Here is a 26,964-nt window from a genome sequence, read left to right as displayed (position 1 = left end):
GCAGGTATGGCTAGCCAGCCGCCATGACCGAGCGCAGGGCGGTCGCCAGGCAGTCGGCGATCTGGTCGATCTGCTCGGCTTGCACGATGAGTGGTGGCAGGAAGCGCAGTACGGCGCCGTGGCGACCGCCGACTTCGATGATCAGGCCCCGGCGTAGGCATTCCTGCTGCAGGCGCGCGGCCAAGACGCCGTCGGCCAGGGGGTGTCCCTGGCGATCGGTCGGGCCATCGGGACGCACCACTTCCACGCCCAGCATCAAGCCTCGACCACGCACGTCGCCCAATTGCGGATAGTCGCGCTGCAAGGCTCGCAGGTGGCCGGCGAGGCGTTCGCCCATGGCGGCCGCGTGCACTTCCAGACGCTGCTCGCGCACCAGGCGCAAGGTGGCGGTGCCGGCGGCCATGGCCAGCTGGTTGCCACGGAAGGTGCCGGCATGGGCACCGGGCGACCAACGATCCAGCGACTCGTGGTAGACCACCACCGCCAGCGGCTGGCTGCCGCCGATGGCCTTGGACAGGACCAGCACATCGGGCTCGATGTCCGCGTGTTCGAAGGCGAAGCGCCGACCGCTGCGGGCGATGCCGGACTGGATCTCGTCGAGCACCAGCGGGACGCCGGCCTCCCGGGTGATCCGCCGAACCTCGCGCAGCCAGGTGATGGACGCCGGATTCACCCCGCCCTCCCCCTGGATCGGCTCGACGATCAGCGCCGCCGGCGGCAGCACCCCGCTCTCCGGATCGTTGAGCATGGTCTCCAGGTAGTTCAGCGCCGCCCGCTCGCCCAGTTCGCCGCCCAGGCCGAAGGGGCAGCGATAGGCGTGGGGAAAGGGCAGGAATTGCACACCACCGTTCATGCCGTCCAGGTGGCGCTTGGGTCCATGACTGCCCATCAGTCCCAGGGCGCCCTGGGTCATGCCGTGATAGGCACCGTGACAGGCCAGCAACTGGCGGCGGCCGGTGGCGGTACGGACCAGCTTGATGGCGGCCTCTACCGCATCGGTACCGGCCGGACCGCAGAACTGGATGCGGGCGTTGCGGGCGAAACCTTCCGGCAACAGGGCATAGAGCTCGCGGATGAAATCGTCCTTGGTTTCGGTCATCAGGTCGAGGGTGTGCAGGGGGCGCTCGCCGTCCAGCAGGCCGCGCATGGCGTCGAGAACCACCGGGTGATTGTGGCCGAGGGCCAGGGTACCGGCGCCGGCCAGGCAGTCGATGAACCAGCGGCCCTCGCTGTCCTGTACATGGATGCCCTGGGCCCGGCGCAACTCCAGCGGCAACCGCCGTGGATAGCTACGGGCGTTGGATTCCAGGGCAGCCTGGCGCTCCAGGCGTGGGGTGCTGGTGAAGCGGTAGTCGGCATCGGCGGGGACGCGCGGCAACGAATGACTAGCGGACATGAGCGTATTCCTCGAAACCCGGGGTACGGGCGCTGTGGGCAAGAGATGAATTCAGGCATTCGGCGACGTCGGCCAGCAGGCGCGGATCGCGGACGATGCCCAGGTGGTCGGCATCAATCCAACGGGACTGCGCCAGGGGGCGTCCCAGTCCCTGTTCCAGCAGGGCTTGGCCGTTATGGTTGTTTTCCGGCGAGCGGCTGGCCCACCAGGCGTGGACCGGAGCGCGCAGGGGCTGCAGCTGCGGGTGTTGGTGGGCCAGGCCATGCAAATGGGCCTCGACGGCCAGCAACTGGGCCCAGGCACCGCTCTCCTCGAGCTCGGCATCGCCTGCCGCTGGTGCTGGCCGCCGGACCAGGCCCGCGCCGGGAACATAGCCATCGACCAGCCCGACGAAGGCCACCGGCTTACCCAGGCGTTCGAGCAGACTGGCCATTTCCAGCACCAGGGCGCCGCCCAGGGACCAGCCCAGCAGCCGATAGGGTCCGCGTGGTTGGGTCTCCAGCAGCACCCGGACATAGTCGCGCGCCAGTTGCGCCAGGCTGGTATCGCGCCAGCTTGGGTCGAGGATCTGGCGATTCTGCAGGCCCCAGACATCCCATTGGCCAGCCAGCTGACTTGCCAGCGGGTAATAGCCCACCACGGTCCCGCTGACCGGATGGGGGCAGAACAGCGGTGGCCGACCTGTCGCGCTCGGCGTCAGCTGGATTCGTGGATCGGCGCCTTGGGTGGTGGCGATGGGCGTCGATTCCTCGGCACTGGCAGTGAGTGCAGCCAGTGCCTGGTCGAAGGCCGCCAGTAGCCGCTCCACCGTGGCCGCCGCATAGCGTTCACCGCTGTAGCGGCATCTCAGCCCCAGCCGGCCGTCGTAGACCTGGGCGTTGATCTCCAACTCCTGCAGCAACGGGGTGGCCGGATCGACCAGTTCGCCAAAGGCTTCCCGCGCCGGGACGAAACGGCCGTCGCCCAGGGCGCCGTCGAGCTGGCCGAGGTAGTTGAAGGCCAGCGGCGGTTCCGGCTGGTCGACCAGGGCCGCGGCCTTGGCCAGGTAGCGCAGCGCGCCATAGTCCAGACCGCGCTGGCCACCCGCGGCAAGCTGGGCGCGCAGGCCCTGCAGGGTGGCCCGTGGGCTCTCGCCACAGCTCAACCGCAGCGGATAGAGACTGGTGAACCAACCCAGGGTGCGGCCCGGATCGAGATCAGCGAACAGGGCCTCGCGGCCGTGACCTTCCAGGGCGATGACGTGTCCGTCCTGGCCGCTCCAGTCGCGCACCGCCTGGGCCAGCGCGGCGAGCAGCACCTCGTCGAGCCGCGCACCCAGGGCGGCCGGGGCCTCGCGCAGCAACCAGCGGGTGCGCGCCGGATCGAGTTGCAGCTCGGCCGTGCACACCTGGCCCTGGGTGGCACCGCCCGTGGGCCGGTCCACCGGCCAGTCCGGCCGCGGCGCCAGGGCTTGCCAGAATTCCAAGCGGGCCTGGGCGGCGGACTGCGCCGCCCAGCCGGCCAGGCGCTCGGCCCAGGCCTGGTAGGCCGGCGGGCGGGGCTCGTCGGTCAGGGGTTCGTCGCGCCCCAGGGCCGAATAGATCCGCCCCAGGTCGTCCAGCAGCAGTCGCCAGGAAACGCCATCCATGATCAGGTGGTGGGCGCAGATGAACAGCCGCTGATCGCCGCCTGGATAGCGCGCCAGGACCAGCCGCAGCAAGCCACCACGCGCCAGATCGAAGCTCCGCTGGGTCCGTGCGCAGAGGGCTTCCAGCGCCGCCGCATCGGCCACCTCGACCTGCTGCAGCAGTTGTTCGACACCCACATCGTCGCGGTAGCCGGCCTGCCAGCCCTGCGCGGTCGGCCAGAAGGCCAGGCGCAGCACGTCGTGCCGTTGCAGCAGCCAGGCCACCGTGGCTTCCAGCCGCACCGGGTCGAGGGGCTCGCGCACCTCCAGCAGCAACGCCTGGTTCCAGTGCGCCGGGTTGGGCAGCTGCTGGGCGAAGAAATGCGCCTGGATCGGCGTCAGGCGCTGCTCGCCCTGGGCCGGCTCCCAGACCGGTTGCGTGGCGAGAGGTTCGAGACAGAGCGCCAGGTCGGCGAGTCTTGGACTGCGGAAGACGGCCTTGGGCCCCAGTTGCCAGCCCGCGCGCTGCAGGCGACTGATCAGCGCCAGGGACTGGATGGAATCCCCGCCCAGCTCGAAGAAGCCGGACGCCCGCCCGATCCGTTCGACACCCAGCAATTCGCGCCAGAGTCCGGCCAGCAGTTCCTCGCGTGGGCCCTGGGGCTGTTCGTCGAGGGTCTGGCTGGCGAGTTCCGGCAGCGGCAACGCCCGGCGATCCAGCTTGCCGTTGGGCAACTGCGGTAAGCGCTTCAGCAGCACCAGGTGCTGCGGCACCAGATGGCCCGGCAGGCGTTGGCGAAGTCGCTCCAGCAGCATCGCTTCCTGCAATTGGGTGCCACCGACATAGCCCACCAGGCGGGCACCGGCCGGGGTCTCGCGAACCATCACCAAGGCCTCGCGCACGCCCGGGCACGCCTTGAGCGCCGCTTCGATCTCGCCGGTCTCGATGCGGAAACCGCGCAGCTTGATCTGCTGGTCGGCGCGGCCGAGGTATTCCAGCAGCCCCTCGGCATTGAGCCGTACCCGGTCACCGGTGCGGTAGAGCCGCTCGCCGGCGCGGAAGGGATTGGGCACGAAGCGTTGCGCCGTTTCGCCGGGGCGCTCCAGGTAGCCACGAGCCAGGGCACCGCCCAAGTACAGCTCGCCCTCCACGCCCACCGGCAGCAGGTTGAGATCGGCGTCCAGCACATAACCCTGGCGTTCCCCTACCAAGTCACCGATGGGCGCATAGGCACTGCTGAAATCCGCCGTGGCTGCCGGCGCTCGCCACAGGGTCGGGGTGATGACGGTTTCGGTCGGACCGTAGCCATTGATCACCCATTCGGGCTGCAGGTACTCCACCACCTCGCGCAGCAGGCTGCGGTCGTAGGCTTCACCAGCGAAGCAATAAGTCTTCACGCCAGGGCCACGACCCTGCACCCGGCCCCAGTCGGCCAGCTGGCGCAGATAGCTTGGCGGGAAGGCGGCCACGGTGATGCCCTCTTCTTCCAGGGCCTGCCAGGTCTCCTGCACGCTCCACAGCGACTGGTCGCGGATGACGATGCGGGCGCCCTGGCTCAGCGGTGTCAGCCAACGCTCCTGGGCGCCGTCGAAGCTGATGGAGAGAAAATGCAGTTCGCGGTCCTGCGCCGTGAGTTCATAGCGTTGCGCGATCCCGCGGCAATGGAGCGCCAGGGGGCCATGGGCCACGGCAACGCCCTTGGGCCGCCCGGTGGAGCCGGAGGTGTAGATGACATAGGCCAGTTGCTCGGGATGCAGCAGTACGTCCGGTGCCGTGTCGGGCTGAGGGGTGAGATCCAGTCGGTCCAGGGCGACAGCTTCGACGTTAGCCACCTTAGGCAGCCGGTCGAGCAGGTGTTGCTGGGTCAGCAATAGACGGGCGCCGCTGTCTTCCAGCATCAGCGCCAGGCGCTCGGCCGGATAGTCCGGGTCCAGCGGCAGATAGGCACCGCCGGCCTTGAGCACGGCCAACAGGGCGACGAACAACTCGACACCCCGTTCGCAGGCCACGCCCACGCGGGTTTCGGACGCGACACCCTGTGTGCGTAGCCAGTGCGCCAGGCGATTGGAACGCGCCTCCAGGGTGGTGAAGTCCAGCCGCTCTTGGCCGTGCACCAGGGCGATGGCCTGGGGTTGGCGGCGGGCCTGCTCGGCGATCAGGGCAGGAAGCAGTGGCTCGTCCAGGCGCGCCGCTGCCGGTGGATTCCAGCATTGCCAGGTTGCCAGGCCCTCGGTGTCGAGCAGCGGCAGGTCGCCCAGGGGCGTTTCCGGCTGGCGGACCAGGCCGTCGAGCAGGGTCAGCCAGGTACGCAGGAAGCGCTGGGCAGTGGCTCGCTCGAAGAGATCGCTGGCGAAGTCCAGGTAACCGGAAATACCGCCGTCGGCCTCGTCGAAGGTGCCCAGCGACAGGTCGAAGTGCACCTGGTCGCCCGCGCCGTCGAGGGCTCCGGCCGTGAGACCGGGCAGCCGGGCCAGCGCCTGTTCGCCACGCGCCTGATGGTTGAAGGTCACCTGGAACAGGGGATTGTGGCTCAGATGACGCTCGGGCTGCAGCGCCTCGACCAGTTGCTCGAAGGGCAGCTCCTGGTGGGCTTGTGCCTCTAGCAGTCGGGTGCGCACCTGGGCAGCCAGGGCACTGGCCGGCATCCGCCCGGCGAGTTCGCCACGCAGGACCAGGGTGTTGACGAAACAGCCGACCAGGGCCTCGGTCTCCGCGCGCACCCGCCCGGCGACCGGTACACCAATGCGCAGGTCGGTCTGGCCGCTGAGGCGGAACAGCAGGGTCTGCCAACTGGCCAAGAGCAGCATGGCCGGAGTCACCGCCAGGGCCTGGGCCGTGATGCGCAGGCGTTGAGAGGCAGAGGCATTCAGGGCGAAGGTTTCGCGCCCGCCACGGCCATCGCGCTGGGCGGGGCGTGGATGGTCGGCCGGCAACTCCAGCAGCGGCTGCTCGCTCCCCAGTTGCTCGCGCCACCAGGCCAGTTGCCGTGCGCCCTCCCCGGCGGCCAGGCGCTCGCGTTGCCAGGCGGCGTAGTCGGCATAGTCCAGCGGCAGGGGCTTCAGTTGCACCGTCTCATCGCCCAGGGCCTGGCGATAGAGACTAACCAAGTCTTCCAACAGCAACCGCATCGACCAGCCATCGGCCAACAGGTGATGCAGGCACAGCAGGAGCTGGTGCTCGTCCGGCGCCAGGCGTACCAGAGCCAGACGCCAGGGCGGCGAGTCTTCCAGGTCGAAGGGTTGGGCCATGAAGGCGCGGCGATAGGCAGCGGCCGCCGCCGTATCCAGCGTCACGACCTCGAAGTCGGGTTCATGAGCGGCGAGAATGAGCTGCTGAGCGCCACGCTCGCCATGGCCGAAGGTGGTCCTCAGGCTGGCGTGCCGCTCGGTGAGCCGCTGGAAGGCCGTGCGCAGCGCCGCTTCGTCGAGTCGACCACGCAGGTGCAGCCCACCCGGCAGGTGGTAGGCCGCACTGTCCGGATCGAGCTGGGCGAGGAACCAGAGGCGCTGCTGGGCGAAGGATTGCGGCGCCCGGGCGGGCGTACCGGGCCAGTCACGACGCCGCAGCGGCGCCTCGTCCACCTGGGCCACGTCGACCAGGCGCCTTGCGAACGCCGCCAAGGTAGCGGCTTCGAACAGCAGCCGGACCGGTACCTCCCAGTGGTGATCGCGGCGCAACCGGGCGACCACCTGCAGGGCGAGCAGCGAATGTCCGCCGAAGGCGAAGAAATCATCGTCCCGCCCTACCCGCTCCACCTGCAGCAATTCGGCCCAGAGCATGGCCAGTTCGGTCTCGATGCCCGGCTCCGGCGCGCGGTAGGTCTGTTGCGTGATTTCGGGCTCTGGCAGGGCCTTGCGGTCCAGCTTGCCGTTGGGGGTCAACGGCAGTTGGTCCAGCGCCAGCAGATGGCTGGGCACCATGAAGTCCGGCAGCCGCGCCAGCAGCGCCTGGCGCAGCGCGGCTTCGTCCAGGCTCGGCGTCACCAGGTAACCCACCAGCTGCGGACCGGTGGCGCTCTGACGCAGCAACACCACGGCTTCGCTCACGCCGGCGAGCTCGCGTAGCGCGGCCTCGATCTCACCCAGCTCCAGGCGTAGGCCACGCAGCTTGACCTGGTGGTCCAGCCGGCCCAGGTAATCCAGGGCGCCGTCGTCGCGCCAGCGGACCAGATCGCCGCTGCGATACAGCCGTCCGCCAGGGGTGAAGGGATCGGGGACGAAGCGTTCGGCGGTCAGCCCGGGGCGACCCAGATAGCCGCGCGCCAGGCCAATGCCACCGATGTACAGCTCACCGGCCACGCCGATGGGCTGCGGATTGAGGCGTTCGTCGAGGATATGGATCTGCAGGTTGGCAATGGGGCGGCCGATGGGCACTGCCAGGCGGTCCTCCGGCTGGCAGGTCCAGTGGGTGACGTCGATGGCCGCCTCGGTGGGACCATAGAGGTTGTAGAGCGCCGCCTGGGGCAGCCGTCGGCGGACTTCTTGGGCCAGCTCCGCTGGAAGGGCTTCGCCACTACAGACGATGCAGGTCAGGCTGGCGCAATCGGACAGATCGTCCTGGGCCAGGAAGGCGGCCAGCATGGAGGGTACGAAGTGCAGCGTAGTGATGCCTTCGCGAGCGATCAGGGCGCTCAACGCCGCCGGATCACGATGTTCGCCCGGACGGGCCAACACCAGGCGGGCGCCGGTCTGCAGCGGCCAGAAGAATTCCCAGACCGAGACATCGAAGCTGAAGGGGGTCTTCTGCAAGACGTGATCGCGGGAATCCAAGCCATAGGCTGCCTGCATCCACTGCAGGCGGTTGTAGAGCGCCGCCTGGGTATTGCCGGCGCCCTTGGGCCGGCCGGTGGAGCCCGAGGTGTAGATCAGATAGGCCAGTTGCTCGGGATGTACCTGGAGGTCGGGCGCACTGGCCGGTTCGCTGGATAGGTCAAGCCGTTCCAGATCCAGGACATCCAGCGACAGCTTTTCAGGCAACAACGCGATTGCTGGCCCGTGGCTGAGCAGCAGGCTGGCGCCGCAGTCTTCCAGCATGAAAGCCAAGCGCTCGGCCGGGTAATCCGGGTCCAGCGGCACATAGGCGGCGCCGGCCTTGAGCACCCCGTAGAGGGCGATCACCATCTCCACCGAACGCAGCATGGCCACGCCGACCCGGCTCTCGCGACCGATGCCGCGCCGGCGCAGGTGGTGGGCCAGGCGATTGGCGGCCTGGTCCAGCTCGGCGTAGCTCAGGCGGCGCTCGTCCAGGCATAGGGCTTCGCGCTCAGGGTGGGCGGCAACCTGCGCGAGGAAACCGCCCAGCACGCCAGCAGCCGGCAGTGGCGCATACCTTTCCGTGGTGGCATTCCAGGAGGCCAGGCGCTTGGGCTCTTCGGGTAACAGCAGCGGTGCTTCGGCCAGGGGTTGCTGTGGCGCGTCGAGCAGTGCCTGCAGCAACACCAGGAAACGGGCGTGCAACTGCTCAATACGCGCCGGTTCGAAGAGGTTGAGGGCGAAGGTCCAGCTACCGCCGAGTTGCCCGTCCGGGTCTTCCCAGGTCGCCAGGGCCAGGTCGAACTGGGTCTGGGTGGCTGGCGTTTTGAGGATACGGGCCTGCAGCCCCGGCAAGTCGGCCAGGGCGCGGTGATCGCGCAGCTGATGGTCATAGCTGACCTGGAACAGCGGATGCTGGCTGAGACTCCGCTCCGGCTGCAGGTGCTCCACCAGATGCTCGAAAGGCAAATCCTGGTGGGCCTGGGCTTCGAGCAGGGTCTCGCGCACCTGGTGCACCAGGGCCGTGAAATCCGCTGGGGTGGTGAGGTCCAGGCGCAAGACCTGGGTATTGACGAAGCAGCCGATCAGGTCGTGCAGCTCGGCGCGCGTGCGCCCCGCCACCGGGACCCCGATGCGCAGGTCGCGCTGTCCGCTGAGCCGGCCCAGCAGCACGCCATAGCTGGCCAGCAGCAGCATGAAGGGCGTGACGCCCTGGGCGCGGGCGGTCTGGCGCAAGGCCGCGGCCTGCTCCGCGGGGAGGCGGAAGTCCAGCCGCTGCCCGGCACCGCTGCGCCGCGCCGGACGTGGCCGGTCCGCTGGCAGGTCCAGGGTGGGCGATTCGGTGCCCAGTTGGGCGCGCCAGTAGGCCAGTTGCCGTTCCGCCTCGCCGGCGCTCAGTTGCTCGCGCTGCCAGCATGCATAGTCGGGGTATTGCACCGGCAGCGCCGGCAGCTTCGGTGCCGCGCCGCTGAGCGCTGCCCGATAGAGTTCGGCGAAGTCACGTAGCAAGATACCGACGGACCAGCCATCGGAGATGGCATGGTGCAGGCACAGCAGCAGGCGATGGCGCTGTTCGTCCAGGCGCACCAGGGCCAGCCGCCAGGGCGGACTGCTGGCGAGGGCGAAAGGCCGGGCGATGAAAGCCTGCAACAGGCGGGCGAACTCGGCCTCCTCGTCGGTGCCGACGGCGAGCGGCAAGCGCTCCACTGCCACGGGGGCCGGCGGCAGGATGCGCTGCTGGGGCGGCTCGCCCGGCAGCAACAGCGTACGCAGGCTGGCATGCCGCGCCGCCAGGGCGGTAAAGGCCGAGTTCAGGGCCTGCTCATCCAGGACACCCTGCAACTCCAGTACCCCCGGCAGATGATAGGCCGCGCTCTCGGGTTCCAGCTGCGCCAGGAACCACAGCCGTTGCTGGGCATGGGATTGTGGCGCCTCGTCCAGCGCCTGGGCGTGCAGCTCGGGCCCCTGGCGCGCGGACGCCAAGGCGGCGATCCGCTCGGCCTGTTCCGCCAGGTGCGGGGCCTCGAATACCAGGCGCAGCGGCACCTCCCGCCCTTCTTCCAGACGCAGACGGGAGATGAGCTGGGTCGCCAGCAGGGAGTGGCCGCCCAGGGCGAAGAAGTTGTCCTGACGCCCCACCCGCTCGACATGCAACAGGGCCTGCCACAATTCGGCTAGGCGCTGCTCCAGGGCAGTGGCCGGCGCCTCATAGGCGTCGCTCGACGCCACCTCAGGCAGCGGTAACGACCGCCGATCCAGCTTGCCATTGGGCAGTTGCGGCAGGCGCTCCAGCAGCACCAGATGCTGCGGCACCAGATGGCCCGGCAGTTGCTGGCGCAGTCGCTCCAGCAGCGCCGCCTCCTGCAATTGGGTGCCACCGACATAGCCCACCAGCCGCATGCCGGCCGGGGTCTCGCGGACCATGACCAGGGCCTCGCGTACGCCGGGACAGGCCTTGAGCGCCGCCTCGATCTCGCCGGTTTCGATACGGAAGCCACGCAGCTTGATCTGCTGGTCGGCACGGCCGAGGTATTCCAGCAGCCCCTCGGCATTGAGCCGCACCCGGTCACCGGTGCGGTAGAGCCGCTCGCCGGCGCGGAAGGGATTGGGCACGAAGCGTTGCGCCGTTTCGCCGGGGCGCTCCAGGTAGCCACGAGCCAGGGCGCCGCCCAGGTACAGCTCGCCTTCAACGCCCACGGGCAGCAGGTTGAGATCCTGGTCCAGCACATAACCCTGGCGTTCGCCGACCAGGTCGCCGATAGGCGCATAGGCGCTGGTGAAGTCCGCAGTCGCCGCCGCGGCGCGCCAGAGGGTTGGGGTGATGACGGTTTCGGTCGGGCCGTAGCCGTTGATGACCCACTCGGGCTGCAGGTACTCCACCACCTCGCGCAGCAGGTCCCGGTCATAGGCTTCACCGGCGAAGCAATAGGTCTTCACACCAGGGCCGCGACCCTGCACCCGGCCCCAGTCGGCCAGTTGGCGCAGATAGCTGGGTGGGAAGGCGGCCACGGTGATGCCCTCCTCCTCCAGCGCCTGCCAGGTCTCCTGCACGCTCCACAGGGCCTGGTCGCGGATGACGATGCGGGCGCCTTGGCTCAGCGGCGTCAGCCAGCGCTCCTGGGCGCCATCGAAACTAATGGAGAGGAAGTGCAGTTCGCGGTCCTGCGTGGTGAGTTCATAACGTTGCGCGATCCCCCGGCAGTGAAGCGCTAGGGGACCATGGGCTACGGCCACGCCCTTGGGCCGCCCGGTGGAACCGGAGGTGTAGATGACGTAGGCCAGCTGCTCGGGATGCAGGGCCACGTCCGGCGCCGTGTCGGGCTGAGGGGTGAGATCCAGTCGGTCCAGGGCGACAGCTTCGACGCTAGCCACCTGGGGCAGCCGGTCGAGCAGGTGCTGCTGGGTCAGCAACAGACGAGCTCCACTGTCTTCCAGCATCAGCGCCAGGCGCTCGGCTGGATAGTCCGGGTCCAGCGGCAGATAGGCACCACCCGCCTTGAGTACCGCCAGCAGGGCGACGAACAACTCGACACCCCGTTCGCAGGCCACGCCTACCCGGGTTTCCGCCGCGACACCCTGCCCGCGCAGCCAGTGCGCGAGGCGATTGGAACGGGCCTCCAGGGTGGCGAAGTCCAGCCGCTCCTTGCCATGCACCAGAGCGATGGCCTGGGGTTGGCGGCGGGCCTGCTCGGCGATCAGGGCAGGAAGCAGTGGCTCGTCCAGGCGCGCCGCTGCCGGTGGATTCCAGCATTGCCAGGTTGCCAGGCCCTCGGTGTCGAGCAGCGGCAGGTCGCCCAGGGGCGTTTCCGGCTGGCGGACCAGGCCGTCGAGCAACTGCCCCAGGTGGGCGGCCAGGTGTTGCACCTGCACCGGCGCGAAGCGGGCGCGCTGGTAATGCAGGTGCAGTTCCAAACGCTCACCGGCCATGACGGCGATGCTCAGCGGATAGTGGGTGCGCTCGCTCACTGTCACCGCGCCGATGGCCGGCGCCGCGGGCGTGGCGCCGCGCAGAGCCGCGTCCACCGGATAGTTCTCGAACACCAGCAGCGTATCGAACAGTGCCTGACCAGCATGCCCGGCCAGCCGCTGCACCTCGAACAGCGGCGTATGCTCGTGCTCGCGCAGGGCCAGGTTGTGCGCCTGCAAGGCCGGCAACCACTGGGCGGCAGTCAGTTCTGGCCCGGGTGCCTGGACCACCGGTAGGGTATTGATGAACAGCCCTAGCAGCCGATCGCTGCCGGCAACCTCGGCCGGACGACCGGCGACGGTGGCGCCGAAGGCGACGCGGCGCTGGCCGGTGTAGCGTTGCAGCAGCAGCGTCCAGGCCGCCTGCACCAGGGTGTTGAGGGTGACGCGCAAGCGCCGCGCGGCGGCTTCGAGGGGAGCCCGGTCGAGGATCAGGTGCTGTTCGCCGCTGCGGGGGTCGTCCGCCGTGGCCGAGCGGCGGAGGCTGTCGGCCAGACGGGTCGGCAATTCGAAGTCGGCCAGTTGCCCTTGCCAAAATTGGCTGCTGCGGGCCGCGTCGCGGCTGGCCAGCCAGGCGAGGTAATCGCGGTAGCGACCCGGTGCAGGAAGTACCGCGCCACGAGTCGCCTGGAGGACTTCCGCCAGCAGCGCCGCGCTGCTCCAGCCATCCAGCAGAATGTGATGCAGCGTCCAGACCAGTTGCCAACGCTCGTCGTTCAGTCGCACCAGCAGCAGGCGCATCAGCGGTGGCGTGGCGAGATCGAAGAGACGCTCGCGCTCTTCCCGCTGCAGGTCAGCCAGGGCGGCCGGGTCCAGAGGGCGGTCGCGCCAGTCCAGTTCGCGCACGGCAAGTTCGACGTGGCGCCAGATGGCCTGCACCGCCCGGCCTTCACCGGCCAGCCGCAGGAAGGCGGCGCGCAGCCCGGCATGGCGCCGCATGGCCTGCCGCCAGGCGTCGAGGAAGGCCGCCTTGGGCAGACCGTCCAACTCGACGCTGACTTGGTTGACGTAGAGATCGCCCGCGCCGCCCAGTTCGGCATGGAACAACAGCCCCTGTTGCATGGGCGTGAGGGGATAGAGCTCTTCGATGGTGGCCAGCGGCAACGCATCGAGTTGCGGCTGGGTCAGGGCCAGCAGCGGGAAGTCCGAGGGGGTCGCGCCGCGGGCCTGGCGGCACAGGGCGAGGACCTCGTCCAGCGCCGCACCAAAGGCATCCAGCAGCGCCTGGATGCGCGATGACTCATGGCGCTGGCCGCTGTAGGTGCAGACGAAGTGCAGCTCGCCACCGCCGACGGCGCCTTCCACGGCCAGTTCAGCTTCGAGTGGGGTGCGGGAGTCGCGGGCCCGCCCGGCCGACTCCTCCGCCAGACGGAAGCCGCCTAGGTCGCTGTCGAGCTGGCCCAGGTAGTTGAACAGCAGCGAACCGGCGGTCTCCGGCAATCCCGCTTCGCCTTGGGCCTGGAGCAGGCCATAGCCCAGGCCGCCACGTGGGATGAGGCGTAGCCCTTCCTTGACCGTCTTGAGACTGGTGGCGAGATCGGCCTGGTCGGTCAGCCGGACCGGATAGAGGCTGGTGAACCAGCCGAGGGTCCGGCTCAGGTCGAGACCGGGGAAGAGGTCTTCCCGGCCATGCCCCTCCAGCAGCAGCCGCGCCTCGGCCTGCCCGGTCCAGCCATGCAGAGCACGCACCAAGGCGGTGAGTAGTAGGTCGTTGACCTGAGTACGAAAGGCCGCAGGCGCCTGGGTCAGCAGCTCACGGGTGCGCTCGGCGTCCAACCGCAGACTCAGGCGCTGGGCGTCGCTCTCCCAGGCACGCCCGCTGGGCTCGTCACAGGGCAAGGCCGGCGCCGCCGGCAGCTGCTGCCAATAGGCCCGTTCGCTGTCCAGCTCCATGCCTTGCAGCGCCTGGACCCAGCTGGCGTAGGGGGTCGCAGCCGGCAGGGGCTGTTCGGGCTCAGCGTAGGCACGCGCCAGGTCATCCAGCAGGATGCGCCAGGACACGCCATCCACCGCCAGGTGATGGATCACCAGCAACAGGCGCTGACCGCCCTCGGCGAGGTCGGCGAGCACGGCGCGTAGCAGTGGCCCCTGGTCGAGATGCAGGCTGGCTTGGGCTTCGTCGGCCAGGGCCGGTAGCTCGGCGCGTGTCACCGAGGAATGCCAGAGCAGGTCGGCGTCTTCGCTGGCGCGATAGCGTTGCTGCCAGCGGCCCTCGGCCTGGGCGAAGCTCAGCCGCAGAGCGCCGTGGGTGGCCACCAGCCGCCCCAGGGCCCGGCGCAGGCGCTCGGGCTCCAGCGGCGTCTCCGGTTCCAGCAAGAGGGCCTGGTTCCAATGTTCGGGGCGCGGCAACTCGCGGGCGAAGAAGGCGTGCTGGATGGGTGCCAGGGCAAAGGGTTCACGGGGTTCGGCAGCGATCTCGCCGGGCGTGTCCAGACGCTGCACCACGGGGGCCAGTTCGGCCAGGGTCTGGCGTTCGAACAGTTGGCGCGGACTGAACACCAGCCCCAGGCGACGCGCGCGGGCGATGATCTGCAGGCTGAGGATGGAATCGCCCCCCAGGGCGAAGAAATTGTCGTCCCGCCCTACCCGCTCCACCTGCAGCAGTTCGGCCCAGAGCGTGGCCAGTTCGGTCTCGATTCCCGGCTCCGGCGCGCGGTAGGTCTGTTGCGTGATTTCGGGCTCCGGCAGAGCCTTACGATCCAGCTTGCCGTTGGGGGTCAACGGCAGCTGGTCCAGCGCCAGCAGATGGCTGGGCACCATGAAGTCCGGCAGCCGGGCCAATAGCGCCTGGCGCAGCGCAGCTTCGTCCATACCTGGCGTCACCAGGTAGCCCACCAGTTGCGGGCCGGTGGCGCTGTGGCGCAGCAGCACCACGGCCTCGCTCACCCCGGCCAGCTCGCGCAACGCCGCCTCGATCTCGCCCAGCTCCAGGCGCAGGCCACGCAACTTGATCTGGTGATCCAGTCGGCCCAGGTAGTCCAGGGCGCCGTCGTCGCGCCAGCGGGCCAGATCGCCACTGCGATACAGCCGACCGCCCGGGGTGAAGGGATCAGGGACGAAGCGTTCGGCGGTCAGCCCAGGGCGACCCAGATAGCCGCGCGCCAGGCCAATGCCACCGATGTACAGCTCACCGGCGACACCAATGGGCTGCGGATTGAGGCGTTCGTCGAGGATATGGATCTGCAGGTTGGCGATGGGCTGGCCAATGGGCACCGCCAGTCGATCGGACTCTTGGCAGGTCCAGTGGGTGACGTCGATGGCGGCCTCGGTGGGGCCATAGAGGTTGTAGAGCGCCGCCTGGGGCAGCCGCCGACGGACTTCTTGGGCCAGCTCCGCGGGAAGGGCTTCGCCACTGCAGACGATGCGAGTCAGGCTGGCGCAGCCGGACAGGTCATCCTGGGCCAGGAAGGCGGCCAGCATGGACGGCACGAAGTGCAGCGTGGTGATGCCCTCACGGGCGATCAGGGCGCTCAACGCCGCCGGATCGCGATGTTCGCCCGGACGGGCCAGCACCAGGCGGGCCCCGGCCTGCAGCGGCCAGAAGAATTCCCAGACCGAGACGTCGAAGCTGAAGGGGGTCTTCTGCAAGACGTGATCGCGGACATCCAACCCATAGGCAGCCTGCATCCACTGCAGGCGGTTGTACAGCGCCGCCTGGGTATTGCCGGCGCCCTTGGGCCGACCGGTGGAACCGGAGGTGTAGATCAGGTAGGCCAGTTGCTCGGGATGTACCTGGAGGTCGGGCGGACTGGCCGGTTCGCCGGATAGGTCAAGCCGTTCCAGATCCAGGACATCCAGCGACAGCTTTTCAGGCAACAACGCGATTGCTGGCCCGTGGCTGAGCAGCAGGCTGGCGCCGCAGTCTTCCAGCATGAAAGCCAAGCGCTCGGCCGGATAATCCGGGTCCAGCGGCACGTAGGCGGCGCCGGCCTTGAGCACGCCGTAGAGGGCGATCACCATCTCCACCGAACGCAGCATGGCGACGCCGACCCGGCTCTCGCGGCCGATGCCGCGCCGGCGCAGGTGGTGGGCCAGGCGATTGGTGGCCTGGTCCAGCTCGGCGTAGCTCAGGCGGCGCTCCTCCAGGCACAGGGCCTCGCGCTCGGGATGGGCGGCGACCTGCTGGAGGAAGCCACCCAGCACGCCAGTGGGCGGCAGTGGTGCATAGGCTTCCGCAGTGGCATTCCAGGCAGCCAGCCGCTTGGGCTCTTCGGGCAACAGCAGGGGCGCCTCGGCCAGGGGCTGCTGCGGGGCATCGAGCAACGCCTGCAAGAGCACCAGGAAACGGGCGTGCATTTGCTCGATGCGCGCCGGTTCGAAGAGGTCACTGGAGTAATTCCAGTTGCCACCGAGGCTGCCGTCAGCCAGTTCCCAGGTATGCAACGCCAGATCGAACTGGGCGCTACCGCTGTCCAGCGGCAGCAATTCGGCGCGCAGCTCGGGACCTAGTTGCAGGGCGTCGAGCTGGCGCGGCTGGTGGTTGTAGAGCACCTGGAACAGGGGGTGGTGGCTGAGGGTGCGCTCCGGGGCCAGGGCGTCCACCAGTTGTTCGAAGGGCAGATCCTGATGGGCCTGGGCCTCCTGTACCCGCTCCCGGGCCTGGGTCAGCAGCGCCAGGAAATCCGCCTCGGCCCCCAGCTCCAGGCGCAGTACCTGGGTGTTAACGAAGCAGCCGATGACCCGCTCGACCTCGCTACGCTGGCGCCCGGCGACGGGTACGCCGATGCGCAGGTCGCGCTGGCCGGCGAGGCGGCCGAGCAGGGTCGCATAGGCGGCCAGCAGCACGGTGAACAGGGTGGTGCGCTGGGTCCGGGCGAAGTCGCCCAAGCGTTGCGCCAGGGGCGCCGGCAATTCGAAGCTCAGCCGCGCGCCGCGCTGGCTGGGGGCTGCCGGGCGCGGCCGGTCTGCCGGCAGTTCCAGCACCGGATGCTCGCTGCCCAGGCGCATGCGCCAGAACTCCAACTGGCGCTCGCCATCCCCGGCAGCGAGGCAGGCGCGCTGCCAGAGCGCATGATCGGCGTAGCTGACCGGCACGATGGGCAATTCGGCCGCACGCCCTTCCACAGCTGCGCGGTAACAGGCGGCGAAGTCGTCCAGCAGGATCTGGATCGACCAACCATCGGCGATGGCATGGTGCAGGCACAGCAGCAGATGCGCCGGCGCCCCGTCCACGCCCCGTGCCAGACCCAGCCGCCACAGCGGCCCGCGCTCCAGGTCGAAGGGCCGGTTGGCGAAGGCGCGGGCCACGGCCGGCAGGTCCTGGGGCGAAACCTCGCCCAGTGCCTCAAGCGGCACCGCGCAGTTCTCGGCTACCCGTTGCAGCGGCGTACGGCCCGGCCCCTCTTCCAGCGTGGTGCGCAGGCTGGGATGGCGCGCCGTGAGGGCCGCGAAGGCCTCACGCAACGCGGTCTCGTCCAGTTGGCCGTGCAGGCGCAAGGCACCCGGCAGGTGGTAGGCGGCATTGCCCGGTTGCAGGCGCTCCAGGAACCAGAGTCGCTGCTGGGCATAGGAGGCTTCCGCACAGGCCGCCGCCGCGCCGCCGGGAATCGGCAGCGCCCCGGCATCGAGACCCTGGTCGCGCAACTTGGTGAGGAAAGTACGGCGCTGAGCCGGCGGCAGGCCGAGGAAACGCTTGGCCAGGGCCTGGGCTTTGTCGTGCAACATCAAGGGGTCTCCTCCAGCTCGTCCAGCAACGCGTCCAGCGCGTCCAGGCGATCGTCGTCCAGGGTCTGCTCGCGCAGGGTGTCGATGAGTTCGGCTTGGGCCGCCACGGTGGTGGCGGTAAAGGCTGCGGCAAGGGGTACGCGCACGCCGAGCCGTTCGTGGATGCGCGACAACAGGCGGGTGGCCAGCAGCGAGTGGCCGCCCAGGGCGAAGAAGTCGGCATCGCGGCCCACCTCCGCCACTTGCAGCAGGTCCTGCCACAAGGCGGCCAGCTGCCGTTCGGTGTCGTTCTGCGGCGGCTGCCCCGGTGCGGCATCCAGCTCCGGTACCGGTAGTGCCCGGCGGTCGAGCTTGCCGTTGGCATTGCGCGGCAGCCGCTCCAGCCAGAGCGCCTGGGTCGGTACCATGAACAGCGGCAGGCGCTGCGCCAGGGCCTCGCGCAACGCGGCAAGGCCAGGCCGCTCGCTGCCCTGGGGCTCCAGGTAGGCCACCAGTTGCGGCCCCTGGGGCGTGGGCTGGGCGGCGACCGCGGCGTCACGCACGCCCGGCTGCGCTCGCAGCAGGGCCTCGATCTCGCCCGGCTCCAGGCGCTGGCCGCGCAACTTGATCTGGAAGTCGGTCCGGCCGACGTATTCCAGTTCGCCACGGGCGTTCCAGCGCACCAGGTCGCCACTGCGATAGAGACGCTCTCCGGTGGCGAAGGGACTAGGCACGAAGCGTTCGGCGGTCAGGCCCGCTCGGCCCACGTAACCGCGCCCGACGCCGGCACCGCCGATGTACAGCTCACCCACCCCGCCGCGGGGCACCAGGCGCAGCCGCGCATCGAGCACGAACAGCCGGGTGTTGTCGGTGGGCTTGCCGATGGGGATGTCCGCCTGGGGCGCGCGCAGCAGCTGCAAGGCCACGTCATCGGCACACTCGGCCGGGCCGTAGGCATTCACCAGCGGGATGCCGGGGTAGCGCTGCAGCCAGCGTGCCGCGAGGTCCGGCGCCAGCGCCTCGCCGGTGGGCAGCAGCCAGCGCAGCGCCGGCAAGGCCTGCGGCGGCAACTCCAGCAGCGCGGCGATCACCGTCGGCACGCATTCCAGGACGCTGACCCCGCTGGCGGCGACGCGCGCCAGCAACAGCGCCGGGTCCTGCACCTCGGCTTCGGCGACGATCTCCACGCGGCCACCGAACAGCGGCGCGGTGAGGAACTGCCAGACCGAGACATCGAAGCCGGTGGCGGCCGTCTGGGCGATAACGTCGTCCTCGCCCAGTTGCAGAAAGGGCAGCTTGCTCAGCTGGTTGTTGAGCATGCCCTGCTGGGTGACCATCACCCCCTTGGGCTCGCCGGTGGAGCCGGAGGTGAAGATCACGTAGGCCAGTTGGTCGGGCCGGCTGCGCACGCCAGGGCCGCCCTCGGGCTGCCCGGCCAGGAGTTCTTCGAGGATCAGCAGCCGTGGCGGTCTCCGGGTCAGCGCCAGTATCGCCGCGGCCCGCTCACGCTCGGCCTGGGGTACCACCAGCACCGGCGCGGCGCTGCCGTCCAGCAGCCGGGCGCTACGCGCCGGGGGATGTCGTTCGTCCAGCGCCAGGTAGCCCGCGCCGGCCTTGAAGGCTCCGACCATGAGGGTCAGCAATGCCAAGCCCCGCGGCGCCCAGAGCGCCACGACCTGATCCGGGCCGATACCTTCAGCCACCAGGGCACGGCCCAGCCGGCCCGCCTGGTGGTCCAGCTCGCCATAGCTCAGGCTGGCCTCGCCGCAGCGCGCCACGGTGCGCTGTGGATGGTCGGCGGCATGGGCTTCGAAGCGCTCGATCCAGGGCAACTGATACCAGTGCGGCTGAGCCGCGCCGCGGCCCCAGCCGAGCAGGCGTTCGCGTTCGTCCGGTGCCAGGGGTTCCAGCTGTTCCAGGGAGCGCTCCGGCGCCTCGATCAGCGCCAGCAGCAGGCGCTCGAACTGGCCCAACAGGGTGCGCATGTCGGCGGCGGCGAACAGCCCGCAGTCGAAGGTGAATTGCAGGCGCAGTTCGCTACCCGGCAGCAGCACCACCGTAAGCGGATAGTTGGTGTGGGTGCGGTTGGCCAGCGGGGTGATGCCGAACTCGCGCACGGCCTCCTCCACCGCGCCGCCCAGGGGCACGTTCTCGAAGACGAATAGCGATTCGAACAGCGGCTCACCGGCCGGTACCGAGGCCAGCCGCTGCAATTCGGCCAACGGCAGGTGCTCGTGCTGGCGCAACTCCACGTTGCGCGCCTGCAACCGCTGCAGCAATTCCAGCGCCGGGACCTCGGCGGTCGGCCGCGCGACGCGTAACGGCAGGGTGTTGATGAACAGGCCGAGGGCCTCCTCGATGCCGTCCAGCTCCGGCGGCCGGCCGGCGACGGTGACGCCGAAGACCACCTCGTCCTGGCCGCTGTGGCGCATGAGCAGCAGCGCCCAGGCCGCCTGGACGAAGGTATTGGCGGTCAGTTGGTGACGCCGCGCCTGGGCGGCCAGGGCGCGGGTCGCCTCTGCCGACAGGGCCACGGCTTCGTCGCGCATCTCGCCCGAGGCCAGGCCTTGGCGCCGATAGGGCAGCGGCGTCGCCGCCTCCACCCCAGCCAGCTCGGCGCGCCACCAGGCGCGGCCCGCCGTGGCATCCTGGGCCGCCAGCCAGGCGAGGAAGTCGGCATAAGGCCGGGCGGGTGGCAAGGCCAGCTCAGTCCCGGCGACGGCCGCGCGATAGCGGGCGAAGAATTCACCCAGCATCAGGCCCCGGCACCAGGCGTCGATCAGCACATGGTGGTGGGTTTGCACCAGCTGGTAGTCGTTCGGGCCGAAGGTCACCAGGCGCAGGCGCAGCAGCGGTGGCCGGGCGAAATCGAAGCCCATGCGGCGCTCCTCGGCCAGCAGCGCCTCCAACGCGGCCACGCCCTCCTCCCGCGGCCGGTCGCTGAAGTCCAGCAGGCTGACCGGCGACGGCACCTGGCGATGCACCACCTGGCACCATTCGCCGTCCAACTCCTGGAAGCCGGTACGCAGCGCCGGATGCCGCGCCACCACGGCTTCCCAGGCCTGACAGAAGGCTTCGGCCGCCAGCGGCTGGCGCAATTCGTAGCGGTCCTGCATCAGGTAGATGCCACTGCCCGGCTCCAGCAGGCTGTGCATGAGAATGCCTTCCTGCATGGGCGCCAGGGGCAGCACGGCTTCGTGGTCCGCCTGGTCGCCGGCGCCGTCGAGCAGGTCGTCCAAGGCGGTGACGAACCCCTGGTGCAGCTCTTCGATGGCGGTCGCCGCGAAACGCGCGGCACTGTAGCGCCAGTCCAGCCGCAACTGGCCGTCACGCAGCTGGGCGTCCAGCACCAGGGCGCTGGCCAGAGATCCCTCGGGGTCGCGACTGCTGCGCAGCTCCAGCTCCCGCAGCGGGAAGCCATCTATCGACGGGCGTTCGAAACGGCCCAGGTAGTTGAAGGTCAGGCCATCCCGGGTATCGGCCAGGGCGGCACCGCCGAGGTAGCGCAGCAGGCCGTAGCCCAGGCCGCGCTCGGGCACCTCGGCGAGGGTCCGCCGCACCCGCGCCAGGGTAGCGGCCGGCGTGGATTCGGCGCCCAGCACCAGCGGATACAGGCAGGTGAACCAGCCCAGGGTGCGGCTCAATTCCAGGGTGCCGTCGCGATCCTCGCGGCCATGGCCTTCGACGGCGATCCGGGTGGCCGCGCGGCCCGTCCACTGCCGCAGAGCTTCGGCCAACGCCGCCAGCAACACGGCTTCGGTGCCGGGTATCTTCAGCAGCCGCTCGGTCAGCGCCACCGGCAGTCGCCGCGCCAGGCTACCGGCATCGCGGACTTGGCAGCGGCCGTGTGGATCTAGACAAGGCAGGGTCTCGGGGACCGCGGTGACCGCCTCCCAGTAACCGCGCTGACCTTGCAGCTCAGGCTCGGCGGCGCGTTGCGCCAGGTGCTGGGTCCAGGCGCTCCAATCGCTGCCCGTCTCGCCCAGCGCGAGGGGCGTACCGACTGCCAACTGTCGATAGGCCAGCGCCAGGTCGTCGAGCAGGATGCGCCAGGAGACGCCGTCCACGGCCAGGTGATGGATGGCGATCAACAGCCGAGGCCGCTGCTTCGGTCCCTCGGCCAACACCGCCCGCAGCAGGGGTCCACGGGTGAGGTCCAGGCTGCGCTCGGCCTCCTCGAACAGCGGCGCCAGCTCGGCCTCAGCGGCCACCTGGCAAGTCCAGAGCAGCCGCTCCGCGTCTTCCTGGGGACGCACCTGCTGGCGCCAGCCGCCTTGCTCGGTCGGTACGAAGGCCAGGCGCAAGCTGCTGTGGCGGTCGACCAGGGCTGCCAACGCCCGGCGCAAGACCTCGGCATCCAGCGGCGCGGCCAATTCCAGGATGACGGACTGGTTCCAGTGCGCGCGCTGCTTGACCGGCTCAGCGAAGAAACGGGCCTGGATGGGCGTCAAGGGCAGCTCGTCCGTCACGGCAGCCACCGGCGGTTTGGCCACGACGGGCGCGGCGGCGGGCACGGCGACTGCCGCCAGGGCGGCGATGGTCTGGTGTTCGAACAGCTGCTTGGGCGTGAGCTTGAGGCCCTGGCGCCGGGCCCGGGCGATGATCTGCAGGCTGAGGATGGAGTCGCCGCCCAGGGCGAAGAAATTGTCCTCTCGACCGACACGCTCCACCTTGAGCGCCTCGCTCCACAGCGCCGCCAGGGCGGTCTCCACCTCGCCTTGGGGCGCCGCGAACTCGGCCTGGCGGGCCTCGGGCTCCGGCAACCGGGCGCGATCCAGCTTGCCATTGGCGGTGAGCGGGAAGGCTTCGAGTACCAGGATCTGAGCCGGCACCAGCGCCTCGGGCAGGTGCTGCGCGAGATGCTCGCGCAGGGATTCGCCGTCGAGATCCCTACCCGTCACATAGGCTACCAGTTGGCCGCGGCCATCCAGCTGCACATGGGCCGCCCCGACGCAGGGCTGCGCCAGCAGGACCGCGACGACCTCGCCCGGCGCCACGCGATAGCCGCGCACCTTGAGCTGGTCATCGCTGCGACCGAGGAATTCCAGCCGGCCATCCGCGGCCAGGCGTACCCGGTCACCGGTGCGATAGAGGCGGTCGCCCGGCTTCCAGGGGTCCGGCAGGAAGACTGCGGCGGTATCACCAGGTCGCCCCTGGTAGCCCCGCGCCAATCCCGCGCCGCCCAGGTACAACTCGCCGACGGCCCCGGCGGGCAGCGGATTGAGCTCGGCGTCCAGCACCCGGGCACGCAGATTGGGCAGTGGCGCGCCCAGGGCGATTGTGGCCGCCGGATCGTCGAGTGCCGCGGTGAGGGCACCTACGGTGCTTTCGGTGGGGCCATAGTGGTTGAACAGCCGGCAGCCGGGTTTGAGTTCCCGTACTCGCTCGGCCAGCGGCGCGGGCAGCGCCTCCCCACCCAGTACCAGGGCTGCGGACGGCAACAGCCGCGCCGGGTCGGCGGCCTGCAGCAAGGCGCTCAGATGGGTGGGCACTATCTTGAGTACCGCCACCGGCTGGCGCGCGAAGTACTCGGCGCACCGGTCGGCATCCTGGACCAGTTCGTCATTCAGGAGGTGCAAGGTACCGCCGCTGGCCAGGGCGCCGAACAACACCGTATGCCCCAGGTCGGCGGCGACGGTGGAAACCATGGCGAAGCTGGCCTGTGGCGGCAACGCCAGCCGCTGCAGCACGCCCTGCACATAGTTGGCGATGGCGCCGTGAGAGACCACCACCCCCTTGGGCCGGCCGGTGGTCCCGGAGGTGTAGATCAGGTAAGCCGCCTGGGCCGGCAGCACCTCGACCGCCAATGCCTCCGCCGACGCCTGCCGCCAGTCGGCCGCGGCGTCCAGCGCGAGTGCAGGCGGCCCCTCGGGCAAGGGTGCGCCGAGCAGCAACTGGGCGCCGCTGTCGGCCAGCACCTGGGCCTGGCGCGCCGCGGGCCACTTGGGATCGACGAAGACACAGGCGCCGCCGGCCTTGAGAATCCCCAGCAGGCCGACGACGAAGCTCGCCTGCCGCGGCTGGCAGAGCGCGACCCGCACCTCGGCGCCGACGCCCCGGTCCCGCAGCGTCCGCGCCAGGCGATTGCTGTCGGCCTCCAGTTGCGCATGGCTCAGGTGGGCATCGCTGGCCACCACCGCCGGCCCCTCCCCGGCCTGCGCCAACCCCGCGTGCCACAGCGCCAGCAGATCCGCCGCCGGGAAGGCCAGGGACTCGCCCGCCAGACCCGGGGCCTCCTGGGCCAGACGATAGCGCGCCAGGGGTTGCTCGGCATCGGCCACCACCTGCTGGGCCAGGAGCGCGAAGTCGGCCGCCAGCGCGGCGATGCGCGGTGCGTCGAAGAGGTCGGTGGCATAGGTGAACACCGCCTCGATGCCCGCCGGAACGTCAGTGATGTCCAGGCCCAGGTCGAAGTGCGCGGCGCCGTCGTCGAGCTGCCGCGCGGAGAGCGTCACCCCGCCCAGGTCCAGCGCCTGGGGCAGCGGGAATTGCTGGGTGAACTTCACCTGGCACAGCGGATTCCAGCCCAGGTGCCGCTCCGGCGCCAGGGCTTCCACCAGCAGGTCGAACGGCAGGTCCTGGTGCGCCTGGGCTTCCAGGGCACGCTTCTTGACCTGCTCCAGCAAAACCTTGAACGAACGAGCGCCGTCCAGTTGGCAACGCAGCACCTGAGTATTGACGAAGAAGCCGATCAGCCGCTCGGTTTCCCGTCGGGTACGCCCGGCCACGGGAACGCCCACGCACAGGTCGCTGCAGCCGCTATGGCGCTGCACCAGCAGCTGGAACAGCGCCAGGCCGACCATGAACAGGGTCGCCCCCTCGCCCTGGGCCAACTCCCGCAGCCCCTGGCTGACCGTGGCGGGCAGGCTGAAGGTGAAGCGCGCCCCGCGCCCGCTCTGCTGCGGCGGCCGGGGGCGGTCGCTGGCCAGATCCAGCCGCGCGGGTGCGTCGGCCAGTTGCGTCCGCCAGTACGCCAGTTGCCGCTCGCGGGATTCACCGGCCAACTCGCGGCGCTGCCAGCGCGCGAAGTCGGCATAGCTGATGGCGAGCGGCGCCAGCGCGGGCGTCTCGCCATCCTCCGCCCGATAGAGGGCGGCGAAATCCTCCAGCAGGACCTGGATCGACCAGCCGTCGGCGATGATGTGGTGCAGCACCAGCAGCAAGCGGTGATCCTCGGCGTCACGACGGATCAGCGCCATGCGCCACAGGGGACCTTCGCGCAGGTCCAGCGGGCGACGCACCAGGTTTTGGACCAAGGTGGCCTGGGCCTGCTCCGGCGCTGCCGTCTGGCTCAGGTCATGGTGCTCCACCGCCCCCTGGGCCAGCATTTCGATGCGTTGCTCGGGCACCTCGCCAGCGCCGGCGCTGAAGCGGGTACGTAGCGCCGCATGCCGCTGGACCAGGGCGTCCAGCGCCCGCTCCAGCCGCGCCACGTCCAGGACCCCACGCAGCTGGATTTCACCGGCCAGGTGATAGGCGGCGTTGCCCGGCTCCAGCTGATCGAGAAACCACAGGCGCTGCTGGGCGAAGGACTGGGGCGCGCGGGTCGCGTCCTCGGCGACGAGACCGTCCACCTCGGCCTTGCGCGGCAGCGCGGCCACCCGCGCGGAAAAGGCGCCCAGCGTCGGCGCCTCGAACAGCAGCGCCGGGTCGAGCACCACCTGGAGCGTCTCGCGCAGACGGGCCTGCACCTGCACCACGGCGACCGAATCCCCGCCCAGGGCGAAGAAATGCGCCTGGGCGGTGAGATCGTCACGGCCGAGCACCTCGGCCCAGGCCTGGCGCACCTCACGCAGCACGGCCGGTGCCGCTACCTGAGGCTCACCTTGGGCCAAGGCGCCATCACGCCACTCGGCGAAGCTGTCCAGGCTGCCGGCCAACCAGCCGGCCCGGCAGGCGGCGCGTTGCAGCTTGCCGCTGGTGGTGCGCGGCAGCGTGCCCGGTTCGAGTAAGGCGATGGCCCTGGGCGCCACCTGGAAGGCCTGGGTCAGCGTCTCCACCAAGGCCGCGCAGATACGTTCGGCCGGCACCAGGCGGCGCACGTTGCGGCTGATCTCCAGCGCCAGGCCGATGCCCTCGCGGCCGTCCTCCCCCACCAAGGCGAACGCCGCCACGCGACCCCGCCGCAGGTAGTCGGCGACCTGCTCTTCCAGCACCAGCTCCACGTCCTGGGGATAGAGATTCTGGCCATTGAGGATGATGAGATCCTTCAGCCGCCCGGCGATATAGAGTTCGCGCTCGGCGGCGATGCCCAGGTCCCCGGTGCGCAGCCAGCGCCGGCCATCGCGCTCCACGAAGGCGGCGGCCGTGGCCTCGGGATTATTCCAGTAGCCTTGCGCCAGGCTGGGGCCGGCGACCCAGACCTCGCCGGCGCGGGTCTCGGCCAGCGGCTCCAGCGTCTGCGGATCGACGATGCGCAGTTCGTGCTCGGCATCGCACCAGCCGCACCCGGCCAGGCGCCCCTGCTGCAGCGCCGCCTCGGCACCGGCGGCGCTCAGGGCGTCACCGGCGAAGCGCTGGATACGGAATTCGTCGGTCGGCTCATGGGCGCAGACATAGAGGGTCGCCTCGGCCAGGCCATAGGCCGGCGTCAGCGCCTGGCGGCGGAAGCCGGCGGCGGCGAAACGCTCGCAGAAGGCATCCAGGGTGTCCACCCGGATCGGCTCGGAACCGGAAAAGGCCATGCTCCAGCGACTCAGGTCGAGTTCGGCCAGGGCACTGTCGCTGATCCGCTCCACGCACAGGCGGTAGGCGAAGTCCGGTCCACCGCTGACGGTACCGCCGTATTGGCTGATGGCCTGCAGCCAGCGCGCCGGACGGGTGAGAAAGTGGTTGGGCGACATCAGTGTCAAGGTGCCGCCGTGGTAGATCGGCAGCAGCAGCCCGAGCATCAGGCCCATGTCATGGTAGAGCGGCAACCAACTCACCCAGTCCTCGTCGCGCCCGGTGAAGAAGCCGCGCTGCATGGCCTTTTCGTTGGCGATCAGGTTGGCATGGCTGACCATCACGCCCTTGGGCGCCGAGGTCGAACCCGAGGTGTATTGCAGAAAGGCCAGCGCCGAAGGGTCCACCACCTGTGGTCGGTAGGCCAGGGCCCAGCTGGCCTCGATGTCTTCCACCGCCAGGCACAGCGCGCCCTCGGGCAGCGCCTGCGCCAGGGTCCCGGCATGGGCAGCGAGGCAGGCCCGCTCGCCGAGCACCACCCGCGGCTGGGCATCGTCGAGGATGCCGCGCAGGCGCTCGATGTGCATCTGCCGACTGTTTTCCGGGGGAAAGGCCGGTACGGCGATGACCCCGGTATAGAGGCAGGCGAAGAAGGCCGCCGCGTAATCCGGGCCACTGGGCAGCAAGAGTACGCAACGCTCGCCACGGGTCTGCCCGAGCCGCTCCTGCAGACAGCCGGCGAGGCTCAGCGCCCGTTCGCGCAGCTGGGCATAGGAGGTCAGCTGGGGCGTCTCGTCATTGGTCAGGTGCCGCAGCACCGTCTTGTCCGGCTGGCGCTCGGCGTAGAAATCGAGGACGTCGACGAAGTGCTCGGCTTGATCCGCTCGGGAGGTCATGGCTTCACCTGCAAGAAAGAATGCCGGACGCCGCCGCGACA

At 69.9% G+C, this 26,964-nt stretch carries 3 protein-coding genes; all 3 read right to left on the bottom strand.

Features of this window, described 5'->3' with window-relative positions; all coding sequences use genetic code 11:
* Positions 1-10: 10 nt before the first annotated feature.
* The 3 genes from CCZ28_RS03655 to CCZ28_RS03645 are packed head-to-tail and all read right to left on the bottom strand — an operon-like array spanning position 11 to position 26,923.
* Entirely contained in the window at positions 11-1,396 is a 1,386-nt protein-coding gene (locus CCZ28_RS03655; RefSeq protein WP_140215990.1) for a diaminobutyrate--2-oxoglutarate transaminase, read from the bottom strand.
* A complete protein-coding gene (locus CCZ28_RS03650) occupies positions 1,386-17,384 on the bottom strand; it encodes a non-ribosomal peptide synthase/polyketide synthase (protein WP_140215988.1) in 15,999 nt (5,332 codons plus the stop codon). Before CCZ28_RS03650 ends, CCZ28_RS03655 begins: the two co-directional genes overlap by 11 nt.
* Positions 17,384-26,923 carry a non-ribosomal peptide synthetase gene (locus CCZ28_RS03645; protein WP_140215986.1) on the bottom strand — a complete coding sequence of 3,180 codons (9,540 nt, stop codon included), beginning with the start codon at positions 26,921-26,923 and terminating at the stop codon, positions 17,384-17,386. Before CCZ28_RS03645 ends, CCZ28_RS03650 begins: the two co-directional genes overlap by 1 nt.
* Positions 26,924-26,964 lie beyond the last annotated feature (41 nt).

The organism is Pseudomonas oryzihabitans (assembly GCF_006384975.1).
GTDB lineage: Bacteria > Pseudomonadota > Gammaproteobacteria > Pseudomonadales > Pseudomonadaceae > Chryseomonas > Chryseomonas psychrotolerans_B.
Note: the sequence above shows the minus strand (reverse complement) of the source record. Positions and strands in the feature narration are given on the sequence as shown.

What these genes read in the sequence shown, in the direction of transcription:
- CCZ28_RS03645 (WP_140215986.1), bottom strand. Translation starts at nt 26,923, where the DNA reads ATGACCTCCCGAGCGGATCAAGCCGAGCACTTCGTCGACGTCCTCGAT.
- CCZ28_RS03650 (WP_140215988.1), bottom strand. Translation starts at nt 17,384, where the DNA reads ATGTTGCACGACAAAGCCCAGGCCCTGGCCAAGCGTTTCCTCGGCCTG.
- CCZ28_RS03655 (WP_140215990.1), bottom strand. Translation starts at nt 1,396, where the DNA reads ATGTCCGCTAGTCATTCGTTGCCGCGCGTCCCCGCCGATGCCGACTAC.